General features: G+C 60.8%; 16 protein-coding genes and 1 pseudogene. 13 read left to right on the plus strand and 4 right to left on the minus strand.

The annotated features are described in order from the left end of the window. The first annotated feature begins 6 nt into the window (after positions 1 to 6). The 7 genes from E8E91_RS07220 to E8E91_RS07255 all read left to right on the plus strand — a co-directional run bounded on the left by E8E91_RS07220 (position 7) and on the right by E8E91_RS07255 (position 5780). Positions 7 to 1353 carry a secretin N-terminal domain-containing protein gene (locus tag E8E91_RS07220; protein WP_280375184.1) on the plus strand — a complete coding sequence of 449 codons (1347 nt, stop codon included), beginning with the start codon at positions 7 to 9 and terminating at the stop codon, positions 1351 to 1353. A 53-nt stretch (positions 1354 to 1406) separates the two neighbouring features. Next, positions 1407 to 2681: a hypothetical protein gene (locus tag E8E91_RS07225; protein WP_280375185.1), complete on the plus strand. Its 1275-nt coding sequence runs from the start codon at positions 1407 to 1409 to the stop codon at positions 2679 to 2681. A 58-nt stretch (positions 2682 to 2739) separates the two neighbouring features. Then, the gene (locus tag E8E91_RS07230) at positions 2740 to 3090 is read left to right on the plus strand and encodes a type II toxin-antitoxin system RelE/ParE family toxin (RefSeq protein ID WP_280375186.1); all 351 of its coding nucleotides are present in this window, start codon (positions 2740 to 2742) and stop codon (positions 3088 to 3090) included. Between the two features lie 6 nt (positions 3091 to 3096). After that, complete coding sequence (locus tag E8E91_RS07235; RefSeq protein WP_280375187.1) at positions 3097 to 3420, plus strand: transcriptional regulator; 324 nt, start codon at positions 3097 to 3099, stop codon at positions 3418 to 3420. Positions 3421 to 3653: 233 nt separating this feature from the next. After that, on the plus strand, positions 3654 to 3953 hold the full coding sequence (locus tag E8E91_RS07240; protein WP_280375188.1) for a HigA family addiction module antitoxin: 300 nt from the start codon (positions 3654 to 3656) through the stop codon (positions 3951 to 3953). A gap of 139 nt (positions 3954 to 4092) precedes the next feature. Beyond that, entirely contained in the window at positions 4093 to 4701 is a 609-nt protein-coding gene (locus E8E91_RS07245) for a hypothetical protein (protein ID WP_280375189.1), read from the plus strand. Positions 4702 to 5282: 581 nt separating this feature from the next. Then, the gene (locus E8E91_RS07255) at positions 5283 to 5780 is read left to right on the plus strand and encodes a ProQ/FinO family protein (RefSeq protein WP_280365937.1); all 498 of its coding nucleotides are present in this window, start codon (positions 5283 to 5285) and stop codon (positions 5778 to 5780) included. Between the two features lie 146 nt (positions 5781 to 5926). Here E8E91_RS07255 and E8E91_RS07260 read toward each other — a convergent pair whose 3' ends face one another. Beyond that, positions 5927 to 6169, minus strand: coding sequence for a 2-oxo acid dehydrogenase subunit E2 (locus E8E91_RS07260; RefSeq protein ID WP_280375221.1), 243 nt, complete (start codon positions 6167 to 6169; stop codon positions 5927 to 5929). A gap of 6 nt (positions 6170 to 6175) precedes the next feature. Between E8E91_RS07260 and E8E91_RS07265 the strand changes: the two are divergent. The 5 genes and pseudogenes from E8E91_RS07265 to E8E91_RS07285 form a co-directional block, all read left to right on the plus strand. Further along, a pseudogene (locus E8E91_RS07265) lies at positions 6176 to 6310 on the plus strand (tautomerase family protein); the annotation flags it as partial. A gap of 80 nt (positions 6311 to 6390) precedes the next feature. Continuing rightward, positions 6391 to 6528, plus strand: coding sequence for a LysR family transcriptional regulator (locus tag E8E91_RS07270; RefSeq protein WP_280375190.1), 138 nt, complete (start codon positions 6391 to 6393; stop codon positions 6526 to 6528). Between the two features lie 13 nt (positions 6529 to 6541). Continuing rightward, complete coding sequence (locus tag E8E91_RS07275; RefSeq protein ID WP_348532212.1) at positions 6542 to 6883, plus strand: LysR substrate-binding domain-containing protein; 342 nt, start codon at positions 6542 to 6544, stop codon at positions 6881 to 6883. A 435-nt stretch (positions 6884 to 7318) separates the two neighbouring features. Beyond that, positions 7319 to 9274 (plus strand): methyl-accepting chemotaxis protein, encoded by a 1956-nt coding sequence (locus tag E8E91_RS07280; RefSeq protein WP_280375192.1) that lies wholly within the window; start codon positions 7319 to 7321, stop codon positions 9272 to 9274. Positions 9275 to 9329: 55 nt separating this feature from the next. After that, positions 9330 to 9758: a hypothetical protein gene (locus E8E91_RS07285; protein WP_280375193.1), complete on the plus strand. Its 429-nt coding sequence runs from the start codon at positions 9330 to 9332 to the stop codon at positions 9756 to 9758. A 138-nt stretch (positions 9759 to 9896) separates the two neighbouring features. Here the strand turns inward: E8E91_RS07285 and E8E91_RS07290 are convergent, their stop codons facing one another. From E8E91_RS07290 to E8E91_RS07300, 3 genes are all read right to left on the minus strand, one after another. Further along, the gene (locus E8E91_RS07290; protein ID WP_280375194.1) at positions 9897 to 10319 is read right to left on the minus strand and encodes a hypothetical protein; all 423 of its coding nucleotides are present in this window, start codon (positions 10317 to 10319) and stop codon (positions 9897 to 9899) included. A 1281-nt stretch (positions 10320 to 11600) separates the two neighbouring features. Then, positions 11601 to 12656 carry an AraC family transcriptional regulator gene (locus tag E8E91_RS07295; RefSeq protein WP_280375195.1) on the minus strand — a complete coding sequence of 352 codons (1056 nt, stop codon included), beginning with the start codon at positions 12654 to 12656 and terminating at the stop codon, positions 11601 to 11603. 6 nt (positions 12657 to 12662) lie between these two features. After that, positions 12663 to 13721 (minus strand): AraC family transcriptional regulator, encoded by a 1059-nt coding sequence (locus E8E91_RS07300; protein ID WP_280375196.1) that lies wholly within the window; start codon positions 13719 to 13721, stop codon positions 12663 to 12665. Positions 13722 to 13959: 238 nt separating this feature from the next. Between E8E91_RS07300 and E8E91_RS07305 the strand changes: the two genes are divergently transcribed. Beyond that, positions 13960 to 14106 carry a hypothetical protein gene (locus E8E91_RS07305; RefSeq protein ID WP_280366328.1) on the plus strand — a complete coding sequence of 49 codons (147 nt, stop codon included), beginning with the start codon at positions 13960 to 13962 and terminating at the stop codon, positions 14104 to 14106. Positions 14107 to 14165 lie beyond the last annotated feature (59 nt).

Here is a 14165-nt window from a genome sequence, read left to right on the forward strand (position 1 = left end):
CCCGCCATGGACTGGATACCCACCCGATCGCTCGCCCTCATTGCCGCCCTGCAGGTGCCCCTGAGCAGTGCCGCCGAGCGCGTCGAACTCTACGACGCCACCCTGCAGGACTTCGTCGAATGGTCCGCCCAGCAACTCAAGAAGTCCGTGGTGGTCGGCTCCGACATCCGCACGGCGCCGGTGTCCATCTTCGCCACCTACAGCGGCCCGAAGGAGCTGGAGCAACTGCTGGAGAACGCTGTGATCGCCTCCGGCTTCCACTTCTCCAGCACGCCCTCCACCTTGCGCATCAGCGCCCAAGCGGTCGAGGAATCCCCGGACCTGGTCACCGATGTGGTGCAGCTGCAGCACCTGCAGTCCGACTTCGCCCACCAGGCGGTCAAGGATGTCCTCAGCTCCCGGAGCGACAACCAGGACAGCAACCGCGACCAGAGCATGGTCAGCCCGTCGCCCACCTCCAACGCACTGATTGTCACCGCTACCCGGGGCCAGCTCGACGTCATCCGCGAAGTGGTCAAGGAAATCGACCGACCTCGGCGCCAAGTCATCATCACTGCCGTCGTGGCCGAGCTGGCCGACAACGACTTCGAAGCCCTGGGCCTCAACGTCGGCCTCGACTCCAGGCGCGTGGATGCCAGCGGGATCAGCCTGCGCGGCTCCGACAAAACCGACCTCGGCTTCAGCCTGACCTTCTCCGGTCCGACGCTCTCGGCCTTCCTGCAGGCGGTCAAAGCCACCGGCAACAACCGCATCCTCTCCACGCCGCAGCTGCTCACCTTGAACCGCGAGCCGGCTTCCATCGTCGTCGGCCAGAACGTCCCCTTCATCACCGGGCAGACCACCAGCGGCTCGACCCCGGCTTCGGATCCGTTCCAAACCATCGTCCGCCAGGATGTGGGCGTCACCCTCGAGGTCACCCCCTTCATCACCCCGGCCAACGCCATCGAACTGGAGGTCAACCAGTCCGCCTCCACCGTGGCCGACGACAAGACCGCCGCCGACATCATCACCAACACCCGGCGCATCAGTACCCGAGTGCAGCTTCAGGACGGGGAGGGCGTGCTGCTCGGCGGCCTCCGTTCGGAACAAACCGACAGATCCGTCACGGCAGTTCCGATCCTCTCCGAGGTGCCGCTTCTGGGAGGCTTGTTCCGCTCCACCAGCAGCCGCACGCGGACCACCAACCTGGTCGTCCTGCTCACCGCACGCATCCATGGCGCCGCCGACAGCGTGAAGGTGAGTGATCCAGTACGTCCCCTTGCTTTACCCGTCCTGAGCGCGGCCGAGCCGGGAGTCGGCGCAGCCGGCGATGGGCTCGGCCGCGCCAGGGCGGGCCGGGAGACGTCCCTGTAGCACGTCTTTAAACATCTTCTGCATCACACAGAACACCACAGAGGGACACTGAAATGAGACCTGCAAAGGACCTGATCCGGATCCACTTCGACGAGAGTGGCGTCTTTGAAGAGACGCCTACCGGTCGTTACTTCCTGAACCCTGAATCAGGGGCATTCATCGACATGCGCAAGCTCAGCATCCTGGGTTGCCACGTCGATACGGTTCGCCAGCTCTACCGTGGCGTGATCCGTCCGGAGATCTTCGCCTTGTTCGAAGGGACTGACCTGGTCACCTTCGCGGGTCACCAGTGGCATCCAGGACGGGTAGGGCGGGACTCCGGTTACCAGTACAAGCTGCAGAACGCAGACCTTGGCCTGGTCCTGCTGATCAAGAACTTCAACGTCAAGGCAGACTCCCCGGGGCCACACCTCAAGATCGAAGCCAGTCCACACCTGATCGAACAGCACTCGGCGAAGGTCCTGCAGCAGCTACTTGATGAACTCGCCCGACAGATCCTCACTCTGTGCGAAGCCAGTCAATGCGCCGTGCACCTGGCTGTCGACTTCCAGGGCTGGAAGCCATCTACCGACCTCGTGTCCAGGATGCGCTGCAAGTCCCGCAACGTTCGCCAGTTCGATGGCATCGGCTCCATCGAATTCGACGAAATGGCTGCCACCTACAGCCGTGGCCAATCCTTCCTGTTCGGCTCTGCAGGCGCCCTGCAATGCGCCCTCTACAACAAGACGACCCAAGCCCGGGCCATCGACAAGCTCGACTACTGGGAAAACCGCTGGCGCGATTCCGATAACCCCTTCGAGGCCGATCCGACCAACTACGACCCGGACCAGGATGTCTATCGCATCGAGTTCCGCTTCCATCACTCCGTGGTCGAACAGTTCGCCCAGGGCTCACACGACGCCCGGGGCAACATCCTGGACTCGTCCACCTTCGCCGAACTCGCTAACCACCTCCAGGGCCTGTTCGAGTACGGCCTGGGTAACTTCAAGCTCATGCACAACAAGCGCTACAGCGACCCGCTCTGGACCATCCTGCAGACCGAATCCCGCTTTGAAACGCCCCTGGAGCGCTTCGTCTACCGCCGTTACTACAAGACCGCCCGGGGTTTCTCGGGAAAGAACATAGAGCTGATGCTGGGCAACGCCATCACGCTCTTCGCCCGTAACCGCATGGACTTCCCGTCCTGCTGGGCAGCCCTCAAGACGTTGCCGATCTTCCACCTGGTGGAGGAGTACTACCGCGAGAAGGGCAGGTCCAGGACCTGGCTCAAGAAGCACCTCGCCAAGAAGCTAGAGGAGCGATACGTGAGGTATGGGATGGCGGCCTGATCCTAAGCGCACATCACACACCTCTTTCAATTGGTAACGTATAGGTTACTATTTACCTATGTTCAGCGTCGTTGAATACATCCGGGAGGACGAGTCCTCCCCGTACAAGGAGTGGTTCGATAGCCTGCATGCCCAGGCTGCAGCCAAGGTGGCCACAGCCAAAATCCGAATGGAATTGGGCAATACCTCGAACATCAAGTGGTTCGATGGGATAGGCGAATACCGCATCGACTGGGGACCTGGTTACCGGATCTACCTGGCCCAGGACGGCGACAAACTCATTGTCCTGTATGGCGGCGGGACCAAGGCCACCCAGCCCACGGACATCCGAAAAGCGAAGGATCTGCATGCCGAGTACAAGGCACGTAAAGCGGACCTGGTCAAAGCCAGGCCAGGAAAGAAGAGGTGAATCGAAATGGTCCTGACACGAGACTTCAAACAGACCGTTGTTGAGCGCGTACAGCGTGATCCCGAGTTCGCCAAGGCACTGCTCGACGAAGCTGCGTCGCTATTCCTCAACGGTGAACCAGGAGCAGCGCGTCTGATCCTGCGTGACCTGGTCAACGCAACAGTCGGCTTCGAAGGCCTTGCTGCAGAGACGGCCAAACCAAGCAAGAGCCTCCATCGGATGTTGTCCCCTAGTGGCAACCCCAGCATGGACAACCTTGCGGCCATCTTCGATGCGATCCGACGCAACCTGGGTGTGGCCATCGAGGTACAGGCTGTTGCTGCAGCCTGAGAGCCTTATCCCTCATGAAGTGGTTAGTCGCTTGGTCAATGGCGCAACCGCCATTCGTGCTTGGCGTGAACACTTGGGCATGACTCAGGAGGACGTGGCCGAACGCCTTGGCATTTGCTTGTCCGCCTATTCCCAGTGGGAGGCTGCAGCATCTCTTCCTGCGGACGCGCTGGAGCGCATTGCGTCGGCTCTGTGCATCTCACTGGATCAACTATCCGTTTGAAGGCTGACAAATGAGAAGTGAGCGTAAGCCCGTCAGCGTTGGTGAGATCCTCGTGGAAGAGTTCCTCAAGCCGATGGCCCTCACTCAAACGTGCCTGGCTCAAGCGATGGGAGTACCGCGCAAGCTCGTTAACGAGCTGTGCAACAATCGCCGCCGAATTACCGTGGATATTGCACTCATGCTTTCCCGGGTCTTCGAGAACTCCGCTGAGTTCTGGCTAAACCTGCAGCGTCACAATGATCTTTGGGATGCGCTCAACTCGCCCGAGCGCAGGGCCAGGATCGAGCGGGCCAAGGCACTCCGCCTTTGAGATTTGGCTTGATCGACCGCTGAGCTGACCGCAGGTATTTCTGCGTTTTTTTGATGATTGCCCCCTCAAGCCGGCTTTTCGAGCTCTCTAGGTTGTCGCGCCATTCGCGATGCACCAATGAACCCAACGGAGAAAGATTGTGATCGAACGGATTTTGAAGAAATTTGAAGAGATTCAGCGTCAATACGCCAGGGATTACTGCGATTTTGAGAGGGGTGAGTTCGACCTGGGCTACTTCTACAACGAGCGGACCAACGTTTCGTTACTAGCAGGAGCGGTGTGGCGAGAAAATCCAACCGATAACCTGGTCCTGGAAGAGTATTCGTCAGACAAGGAAGGGGAGGATGCCTCCGACTACAAGGGGCGTCGGGATCTCTGGTTCAGGGCTGGCGGCACTCAGTACCGTTGTGAGGCCAAGCAGAAATGGGTGGATCTGGAGACAGTTACGAAAGCCGACATCGACGCGATCATCGACTTGGCCAAATCGGAGGCTGAGACGATCGAGGAGCGGTATCTGCGGCCTCGTAACGAAGCCTTGGGCATCGTATTCGCCACGCTCCGCTTAAAGCGAAAGAACCAGCAAAAGGCCAATGAGTGGCTCGAAAACTTCAACCGGCTGATCGATGATTCATGCTGCGAAGGACTCATCATCCATTCTGTCATCATCGATGAAGTGCTCACGGCTGGCGGTGATTCCAACCTCCACCCAGGCGTAGTTGTCTTCATCTGGAGCCGAAGCGCCCGCTAATTTCATAGGGGCGCCTGCACTCGAAATCCGTGTCGAAAAAGTGTCGAAAACGAAGTGCGACAAAGGGCAGTAGAGTGCAGTCGACTAGATTAAACTCCTTAAATATCAATGTGTTGTGCGATAATGGGCCTTGCTGTGCTGGCACTGGGAGGATTCGAATCCCTCCCTCACCGCCACTTTCCGATTCAAGCAAACCCCTGATATTCCTAGTGAAGTCAGGGGTTTTTGCTTTCTGGGATTCCGGTTTAGGACCAAATTAGGACCAAATCGACCCCTTCTAGTCCGCCAGGGGACGCCCTAGGCCGAATCAGGCCTGAACCCCATCATCTGTGACACCATGCCGGCCATGCTCCGGGTATCCGAAGGGATTAAGCGTCCGAAGTGTTTCTTCACCGTGGTCGCTTCCGTATGCCCCGGCCGGCGCGCCACCCACTCCACGGGCACATAACTGGGGCCGGTTCAGTGCTTCAGCGAAGCTGATGATTGAGGAACCGCTGAGTCTGAGACTGATATGTGTGCTCATAAAGGCTGCATGGGATAACCTTGCGCCTCGAATCAACCATGAAGCTGTGAATTGAACGATGGGTTTTGAACAACTAGCCGAGCTACGTGACCGTCTGCGCGCTGAAGCCAAGCAGGTAAAGACTGCCAGCCCGAAGCCCGCCACGCGAAAGTCCACCCCGCAAGCAAAGTCTCGCGACCAGGACCCAGCGCTGGAAGCGATCTGGCGTTTGCAGAAGCATTTCCCCTTGGCCTTTCCTGTCAATCCGGCACCCAAGGTTCCGCTCAAGGAAGGTATTTTCAAGGATGCTGAGCAGCATTTGGAGCTGCTGGGCTTAACAAGCGAACAGCTCAAACTGGGGATCTCTGCCTGGTGCCGCGGAACTCGATACTGGGCAAGCATGGTCGAGAATGCGGCGCGCCTGGACCTGAACGGTCAAGCAGCTGGCACAGTGACGGCCAGTCAAGCACTGCATGCGAAACGGCAAGCTTCGCGGCAGCGCGGGCAAGAACGACGTAATCGTTCGAAACCAAAAGCACTCGTCCAAGACGCTGCCGCCGATACTGCGGCGGAATAGGCGATTGATTGGAAGCACCTGCTTTGCCTGCGCCACCAGCATGTGAGCACAGGCTTGGAAACGTATCAGAAGCAGGGGCACTGTTCTGATCGAGGCATTCAAATAGGGGGAATCCTTGCGATTCCCCCTAAGCCACGCGGTGCTGATCAGGCGTCTTGGGGCCAGTTCTGAATCACCTCAACGAACCGGCTGAGCCACGCATTGGTCTGGCTGCCGTCCAATACCCTGTGGTCGATGGTCAGCGATACGTAGGCCATCGGTCGTGCCTGAATGCTTTCCACCCCGTCGATTTCACGTACCACCACACGCTTTTCCAGAGCCCCGATGCCGAGGATGGCCGATTGGGGTTGGTTGATGATGATCGGTGAGGCAAATAGCGACCCGGACATGGCTTCACGGCCACACTGGAACGGGTCCTGGGCAAGAACCCGGAGTGGACCCACATCGTGATCGAGGAGGTCGATCCGGAAAACTGGGGCCATGCCGGCCTTTCCGTCAAACAACACCTGCTGGCGGATGGCGGCGATTGAGTGAATGGAAAACCGGCCCTGCACAGGGGCCGGCTTCCTGGCCTTTTCCACTTTCGCAAGACGCACGAGGGTGCACCGTCATGGCATTGCCTTCGCTCAACAGCCTCAGGGTTTTCGAGTCCGTCGCACGACTCGGCAGTGTCACTGCCGCCGCTGGCGAATTGAACGTGACCGCCGGAGCCGCCAGTCTGCAACCCGCGATTGTCAAAAGGCTCTGACGCAATCCGCAGCGTGGTCGATCTGCGCAAGCACAGGTTGTTGCACGAGGACGACGGACACCAGTGGCAGCAATGGCTTGCAGCGGTCGGCGGCACAAACCCAGGTGGAGCCGATATCCATTTCGAGGATATCGAGATGGCTCTGCAAGCGGCTCGCGATGGCCTTGGCGTGGCTCTGGCTGACGAAAGTACCTCCCGCCAGGACTTGGAGGAGGGCCGTCTAATCCAGCCCCTGAAGCTCGCGGTTCCGGCGGCGAAAAGCTACTACGGCCTTTGCTCTGCTGCTAAACGCGGGCAGCCGGGTGTCGACTACTTGCTCGATTGGCTCGAATTCATTGCGAACGAGCGATTCTGATTGAAGCCGTTCACGACGGGCCGTTTTCGACCAGAAGCCGTCAATACACCGAGCTGCCGGTGCTCCAGTAATCGAGCCGTATTGTCACGATTTCGAAGACGGCCTCCGCCATTTTTCAAAACCATCCAGCGGGATGGTCATGCCTGCATCGAATGTCGCAGGACTGTCGATCGTGGAGAACGGTACAGCCAGGCCGTAATCAATCTCGCCTGGCTGCACCCGCTGGATGTTCTCGGTGAGGCTGTAGGTGGCCAGTCCCGGCCTGCGCGCCAGGCGCCATGAGTGTCACTGAAAATCAAATTCTTGGCGCGAAAAGCCAAGCTATTTCGGTCCGTTTGATCCTAGCATCCGGGCGGCGGCAGCCCGGTCGATCAGCTGCCACCCGCCCGCCGGCAGGGGCCGGAGTATCCCAATAACAAGAATGGAGTTGCCCGCATGTCACAGGCCGCCACCCGCCTGTTCGTAGACCTTGCCGTGGGCAAGAAGCTGTTGTGTGGTTTCGGCCTGGTGTTGTTGCTCACCGTTGCGGTCACGGTCAGCGGCTTCCTGGCGGTCCAGGCGGTGCTGCAAGGGCATCGCCAGGTCGATCAGTTGGCGGCGGTGAATGTGGAGATCCTGCAGGCGCGGCGGCTGGAGCGCAGTTTCGCCGTCGAGCAGAACGCCGAGAGCGCCAGGCAGGTGCGCGAGAGTTTGCTCCGGGTGCAGGAGCTACTGGCCGGTCTGGCGCAGGACGCTGCGCCCTCCGGGCAGCCGCGTGTGCAGGAGATGCAGGAGGCGGTGACCGGGTACCTGAATCAATTCGGCAGCTATGTCGAGTTGCAGGGCAAGGCGCGTGCCGCGCGGCAGGACATGGGTAAAGCCGCCGCCGAGGCCCGCGATCAGTTCGAGGCGGTCGAGCTGGAAATGTACGACGGCGTGCGCCAGCAGCTCCAGCAGAGCGACCGTGTTTCCGGTAACGACCCCCTTGGTCTGGCGGAGACCGCCTCGAGCCTGAGCAAGTCCATGTTCGACCTGCGCACTCAGGAGACCCTGTTCATCATCGACGGCTCGGCCGAGGCTCTGAAGCAGTGGGCCTTGGTCTGCGAAGACCTGCGCGGCGTCGCCGACAGCATGGTGACCGGATTGACCGATGAGCAGAAGGCCGTGATCGACACGGCATTGCAAGCCTTGGCCCGATACCAGCAATCCTTCGGCCTTTACCAGCAGATCCGCGAGCAGAGCCGTGGCAGCGAGAAGGCGATGATCGAGCAGGCGCGCTCGGTGCTGGACCTTGCCGAGGCGGCGCAACGTCGGGAGCGGCAGCACATGACGGATGCCAGCGACTGGGCACTGATACAGCTCGGTGGCATGGGCGTCGCCGCCGTTGTGCTCGGCCTGCTCGCCACTTTGCTGATCTCCCGCTCGATCGTCGGGCCCTTGCGTCAGAGCGTGGTTGTTGCCCAGCGAATCGCCGGGGGAGACCTGAGCCAGGATATTCCGCTGCAGCGGCGTGACGAACTGGGCCAGCTGATGGCGTCGATGCAGGACATGACCGGCAACCTGCGAACCCTGGTGGGCCGTATCGGCGGCGGGGTAGGGCAGATTGCCGCGGCGGCCGAGCAGCTATCGGCGGTCACTGCGCAGACCAGCGCCGGGGTACAGAGCCAGAAGCTGGAAACCGACCAGGCCGCCGCCGCCATGCACCAGATGGCCGCCACGGTGCAGGAGGTGGCGCAGAACGCCGAGGAGGCCTCGCTGGCGGCGCGCGAGGCCGATCATGAAGCGCAGCAGGGCAACCAGGTGGTGCAGCAGGCAGTGAGCCAGATCGGCGAGCTGGCGGCTGAAGTCGAACGTTCGGCCGAGGCGATCGCCGCGCTGAACCATGAGAGCGACCGCATCACCAGCGTGCTGGAGGTGATCCGCAGCGTTGCCGAACAGACCAACCTGCTGGCACTCAATGCCGCCATCGAGGCCGCCCGGGCCGGTGACCAGGGGCGCGGTTTCGCCGTGGTGGCTGACGAGGTGCGGGCGCTGGCGCGGCGTACCCACGACTCGACCGAGGAAATCGAGGGCCTGATTGCCAGCTTGCAACGCATGGCCAGGGGCGCGGTGGAGCAAATGGACAGCAGTCGCAGCCTGACCCAGCGCACGGTCGGTCTGGCCGCACAGGCAGGTAATGCCCTGGCCCGCATCACCCAGGCGGTGAGCACCATCGAGCAGATGAACCAGCAGATCGCCGCCGCTGCCGAGGAACAGAGTTCGGTGGCGGAAAACATCAGTGAAAGCGTGACCCGGGTACGTGACATCGGCGAACAGAGCACCAGCGCCAGCCAGCAGACCGCCGCCTCCAGCGCCGAACTGGCGCGTCTGGGCGGCGAGTTGCAGAACCTGGTCGCACAGTTCCGTACCTAGACAATCCACGCCCTAACCAGCGCAGGGCTTACTTCTACACGGGGGACGCTGAGTGATGAGAGCTTTACATCTGGTGTTTACATTGGCCTGGCCGGTGCTTGCGTGGGCGCAGGTTGAAGACGTCTCCACCGACGCAGAGGCGGCGAGTAAGGCCCGATTGTTTATCAAGGAAGCGAATGCCTTGCATGCCAAGGTCACTGAAATCTGTACAGACCCGAGCGCCACGGGGCTGCTCTATGAAGCAGCTGAAGATGCAGTGAAGCAGTTGGATGAATGGCCAGATCATCAGAACAGCCAGGCGCTGGCTTCATATCATGCCTGCCGCCAGTCCATGGTGGACGTCCAGAGCTATGCGTACACCTGCGCCCAGGGTGTGTACAAGGGCAAGACGGAGAGCTACCTGCAGCGCCGGTGGACAGAGGACACTGTCCATTGTGACGAAGCCATTCGTGCATCAGGTCTCGCGCTGAAAGACAGCAACTGAACTCAAGGCCATCGACATACGTCCAGATCGGTCAAGCGAGCAAAGCGGCTTGGCCTGTGGCGGCTTGGGCGAGCTTGTCGCCTTTTCTCTGAACCTGTGCAGCCGCGAAACCGTGCTCGCCAAGTGGCCGGGCAGGGCTCAGGAGTTGCGACGCACAGGCCTGCCGTTAATGCCTGACTTGGGTATTTCGGGCGGGTCCGCATCGGCAGCTCGCGCTTGGTCGATGGCCGCGCGTAAATCCTCGTGAGAGCTCACGCCGATCACACGTTCCACAGGCTGGGTCATGTAGTGGCCGACGACCTTGACGCCAATGGCCGCCTCCTCAATGTCGGGAAGTTTCGTGAAGCGCACGTCCCAGCCGTTCACCTGAATGGCATCCAGTCGAACGCCGTCTCTTAGTAGCGTCTCGACCTTTTCAAGCAGAAGATCCCTTTGCCGCACCAAGGCTCGGTAATCCTCTTCCAGGACAACCCATCGCCGACCGTGGACGTTCGGGTAGTTCATCATCACGTGGTAGCGCGGCAGCTGTCTTGGGTAAACGGTTCTTATAGCTTTGCCCATGGCCAGATTCCTCATTCCCTTTCGGGGCAAAACCACAACGCTTCACAGCATGCTGTGAAGGCCCTGGCGGCCATGGCTTTTCGGAACTGTTCGACAGGTTCCTGGCGAACTGCATCCTCGCTTATCAAGCAGTCTTTCTGTCTTCGCCGTCGCGATGTAAGGATAGTTCCAGCTATGTGTTCGGTTCAGTTGGCAGACAGATGGCACTTTGCCGCTAAATGGTGCGGCTATGCCCCTACAGCGCGCCGCGGACGTGCCATTCCCGGTATGGGAATGTTGGGTTTCCGCAAGTGGGTAACCCGTCTTCGGGCAAGGGGCGACAGGTTTTTTCTCCATTGGCGGTAATTAATCGGTGGTGCTAGGCATTCTTAACCAGGCTTATAGATGGAGGTCCCTCCATACGGGTGATAGCACCGCCCTAGACGACAGCTACTGTGGCTGCAATGGGCGCCCAGAGTGGCGAGCTTTCTCTCGTCGTTAGAGGCGGGGCCTTTAATGGCTAGGTATTGCCATGTGCTCCGCTATCGGTGGGGTGCAAAAAATGGCTATGAATCGAGCTAGTCAGCAGTTGCGTCGTGAGTTGCTGGACATGGAAAAGCGTTGCGATGACGCAACCGTGGTCATTTGGAACGAATCCAAATTCTTGCCAGGGACCTCATCAATCACATTGATGAAGGCGATAGCGCTGTTACACCAGAACATGGATCACCTGCAGTCGATGGCTGACCACGTCCAATCTGGTGTTGTCGTCGCAGCGAAGTCCCTGAAAACCAAGTAACCAATAGCTGGAGCAAAACGGCGGATCTGAACCGTCCGCCGTGCACCCCCTAGAGCCATAACCGCCCGTGGGGTGGTCGGTATGCCCGGAGATGCCTTGCCGGAGTAGAGCCGAACCATGCCAAGGCGGGGGAGGTACGACCTCACGGTGCATCATCCGTGACGGGAGGTGGCAAATGCTCCAACTCCAGAAATTCAAATGCCAGGCGAGGGACTGCGGAGAGTGGTCGGATGTCCATCTGCATTACGACCCAGACTACGACGCACAAACGGTGATCTGTGCGAAGTGCGGTGCCAGACACCTTGCCTTCCAATTGCCTGCCGCAGACGGCCATCCAGTGCAGTTCAAAATCATGTTGCCCTGCGCAGAGTAGGAACGTTGTCTGCGAAGACTGGGCGCGGTCATCACTGATCAACTACCCCAGCCGTACGTGCAGGGCCGTCGTAGGGTAGATGTCGCCTTTCACATCCACCTTCCACTGTCCCAGTTGCTGCAAGGCTCGCTTAGCTCTGGAGGTTCGATTGGCGGTTGCGCAGCAGGCGTGGCTGCCGGTTTGTGGCGTGCTGCTTTTGCCACTTCAAGGGGCTGTCGTTGAACCAGCGGTTGAAGGCCCGGCTGAATCCGCTGGCGTCGGAGTAGCCGAGCAGCCCGGCCATCTGCGCCATGCTGATGGACGGGTCATCGAGGTAGTGACGCGCCATTTCCTGGCGGGTTTCATCCAGCAATTGCTGAAAGGATGTGCCTTCCTGTTCGAGCCGGCGTTGCAGCGTGCGCGGGTTGACGGCTATGCAGTCGGCGACCTTCTCCAGGGTGGCGCGGCCACTGGGCAACAGGCTGCGTAGCAGCTGCCGGACATAACTGGGCATCTCGTCGGCTGGCAGCCGTTCCATCCTCGCGATGTGTCCGGCGAGCAGTTGGTGCAGCCTTGCGTCGGTCGCGGCCAGCGGCAGGGAAAGCACCGAGGCGTCGAATTCCAGTTCGGTGCAGCGGGCGGCAAAGACCGGTCGAACACCGAATGCCCGGCAATAGGTCGCCTCATCGCCCAGTGGCTGGTGTCGGAGCCGGACCGCTGCCGGTCGCCATCCAGCACCGACCAGGGCACGCAGCAACTGCACGCCGACGCCACAGGCCAGCTCTTCTGCCTGGGGCAGTCCGGGAACATCGCGCTGGTTGGCGAGATAGCCGAGGCGGGCGATGCCTCCATCAAGGTCGAAGCCGATTTCGGCGGCGCCGTTGTACAGGAAGTAGTTGGCGCGCAACTCGGCAAGCGCGTCACCGACGGTGCCGGCATTGCGAATCAGATAGAACAGCTCGCCAAAGACATCGATGCCCTGGAACAGCCCGTACTGCAGGCCAAACGAGGCATTGCCCGATTGCGCCGCGCAGCGTTCCAGCAGCTCGCAGTAGCGGCGATGGGAGAGGATGCCGTCCTGCCGGCGCAGGCTGTCTTGGGGCAGCGACACCTGACGAAGCATCTCCGCCGGATTGAGGCCCTGGCCGCTGGCGAATGCATCGAAGCCAACAAGGCTGAGGGCGCGAACGAACGGATTGAGGGCCATGTTCCGCTACTGCCCGGTCGCGCGTGGCGGGCGAAAGGATGCCGGCGCGGCGCCGGACTCGGCCAGCAGTTGAGCCTGACGAAAGCGCTGTTTCCATTTCTGCGGACTGACGCCGTTCCAGCGTGTGAAGGCCCGGGAGAACACGCTGAGATCGGCATAGCCCAGCAGCGCGGCGAGTTGCGTCAGTTTGATGGACGAGTCGCAGATGTAGCGTGTGGCCATTGCCTGGCGTGTCTGGTCCAGCAGCTCCTGAAAGCTGGTGCCCTCGGCCTGGAGATAGCGCTGCAGGGTGCGCGGACTGAGCTGCATGTGCCCGGCGATCTGCTCGATGCTGATGTGACCTGTAGGCAGCCGCTGGCGCAGCAGCTTCTGCACGTAGGCCGGAAGTTCCTGAACGGTCATCCGGGCCAGTTCGTTCAGCTGGCGCCGAGCCAATTGCTGGAACCTTTCATCGGTAGCGCTGAGGGGTGTTTCCAGCAAGGCTGCATCGAAGACCCAGGCATTGACCGGGCCGCCGAAACGCGGCGTGATGCCCAGCAGGCGCCGGTAGGCGCCGGGCTCGCTGGCCGCCGGGTGTCGCAGCCACAACGCGTTCGGCTTCCAGGGCGGGCCCAGCAGGCTTTGCATGAGCTGGGTGCCGATGCCCATGGCCAGTTCCACGGTCTGCCGCACCGAGGCAGCCTCACCGTCGACGACCTCGTAGAGGAACCGTGCCTGGCCACCCTGTCGTTCGAGATGGAGTTCAGCGCCGCTGCTGTGGACATGGAAGTACTGCGCCAGCGCCTTCAACGCGTCGCCCACCGTGCGGGCACTCTGGATCAGGTAGAGCAGCCCGCCCAGTGCCTGGGAGCCCTGGTGCAGGCCGAACTGCAGCCCGAACAGTGGATTCCCCGAACGCCTCGCACAGAGCTCAAGAAGGGCGTTGAACTTCACACCGGAGATCAGTCCGTCCAGGGCATCGGTAGGGAGTCCGGCTTCCGCCAGGACGGCATGCGCATCGAGGCCCTGGCTGATGGCGAACTCGTCGAATCCCAATAGGGCGATGCCGCGGACAAAAGACGTCATTGCGAGTGCCTGATTGATTCCTGGCGAAGGTTGGGACCAGCGGAAAGCCGATGACTGCCGTATTCGTTGCGATCCTACATCACGACGCCGAGCCCGCAGCGCCACGCATCCGGTGTGTCATGAATTACCGATTTTATGGCGCGAACTGCAAAGCTTTCATACCAGTCAGCGCCCAGACTCAAGCGACCTAAAACAACAAGGCACTGCATTCGGCTCCAGCCGGATGACGGAGGTTTCCATGCGCCGATTCCTGCTCTCTTGCCTGCTCGTGCTCCTGGCCGCCGCTGCCATTCATTCGATCAAAGCCCCGATCCTGGTCACCCTCGCAGGCCCTCCCACGGCATTGCCGATCGCCAGCATCGGCGATGTGTTCAGGCATTTCTGAGCCTCCAGGGGTGATGCGTCCTCCCGGCGCGCGCTGACTGCCTGGCAACCCGAGGATTT

Origin of the sequence: Pseudomonas sp. BN515, assembly GCF_029873155.1 — a bacterium.
Taxonomy (GTDB): domain Bacteria; phylum Pseudomonadota; class Gammaproteobacteria; order Pseudomonadales; family Pseudomonadaceae; genus Metapseudomonas.

Bases quoted from the DNA above. Each gene is read 5' to 3' on its own strand.
- E8E91_RS07270 (WP_280375190.1), top strand. From the start codon at position 6,391: ATGGCATTGCCTTCGCTCAACAGCCTCAGGGTTTTCGAGTCCGTCGCA.
- E8E91_RS07260 (WP_280375221.1), bottom strand. From the start codon at position 6,169: ATGTCCGGGTCGCTATTTGCCTCACCGATCATCATCAACCAACCCCAA.
- E8E91_RS07290 (WP_280375194.1), bottom strand. From the start codon at position 10,319: ATGGGCAAAGCTATAAGAACCGTTTACCCAAGACAGCTGCCGCGCTAC.
- E8E91_RS07230 (WP_280375186.1), top strand. From the start codon at position 2,740: ATGTTCAGCGTCGTTGAATACATCCGGGAGGACGAGTCCTCCCCGTAC.
- E8E91_RS07240 (WP_280375188.1), top strand. From the start codon at position 3,654: ATGAGAAGTGAGCGTAAGCCCGTCAGCGTTGGTGAGATCCTCGTGGAA.
- E8E91_RS07285 (WP_280375193.1), top strand. From the start codon at position 9,330: ATGAGAGCTTTACATCTGGTGTTTACATTGGCCTGGCCGGTGCTTGCG.
- E8E91_RS07225 (WP_280375185.1), top strand. From the start codon at position 1,407: ATGAGACCTGCAAAGGACCTGATCCGGATCCACTTCGACGAGAGTGGC.
- E8E91_RS07280 (WP_280375192.1), top strand. From the start codon at position 7,319: ATGTCACAGGCCGCCACCCGCCTGTTCGTAGACCTTGCCGTGGGCAAG.
- E8E91_RS07255 (WP_280365937.1), top strand. From the start codon at position 5,283: ATGGGTTTTGAACAACTAGCCGAGCTACGTGACCGTCTGCGCGCTGAA.
- E8E91_RS07220 (WP_280375184.1), top strand. From the start codon at position 7: ATGGACTGGATACCCACCCGATCGCTCGCCCTCATTGCCGCCCTGCAG.
- E8E91_RS07235 (WP_280375187.1), top strand. From the start codon at position 3,097: ATGGTCCTGACACGAGACTTCAAACAGACCGTTGTTGAGCGCGTACAG.
- E8E91_RS07305 (WP_280366328.1), top strand. From the start codon at position 13,960: ATGCGCCGATTCCTGCTCTCTTGCCTGCTCGTGCTCCTGGCCGCCGCT.
- E8E91_RS07300 (WP_280375196.1), bottom strand. From the start codon at position 13,721: ATGACGTCTTTTGTCCGCGGCATCGCCCTATTGGGATTCGACGAGTTC.
- E8E91_RS07295 (WP_280375195.1), bottom strand. From the start codon at position 12,656: ATGGCCCTCAATCCGTTCGTTCGCGCCCTCAGCCTTGTTGGCTTCGAT.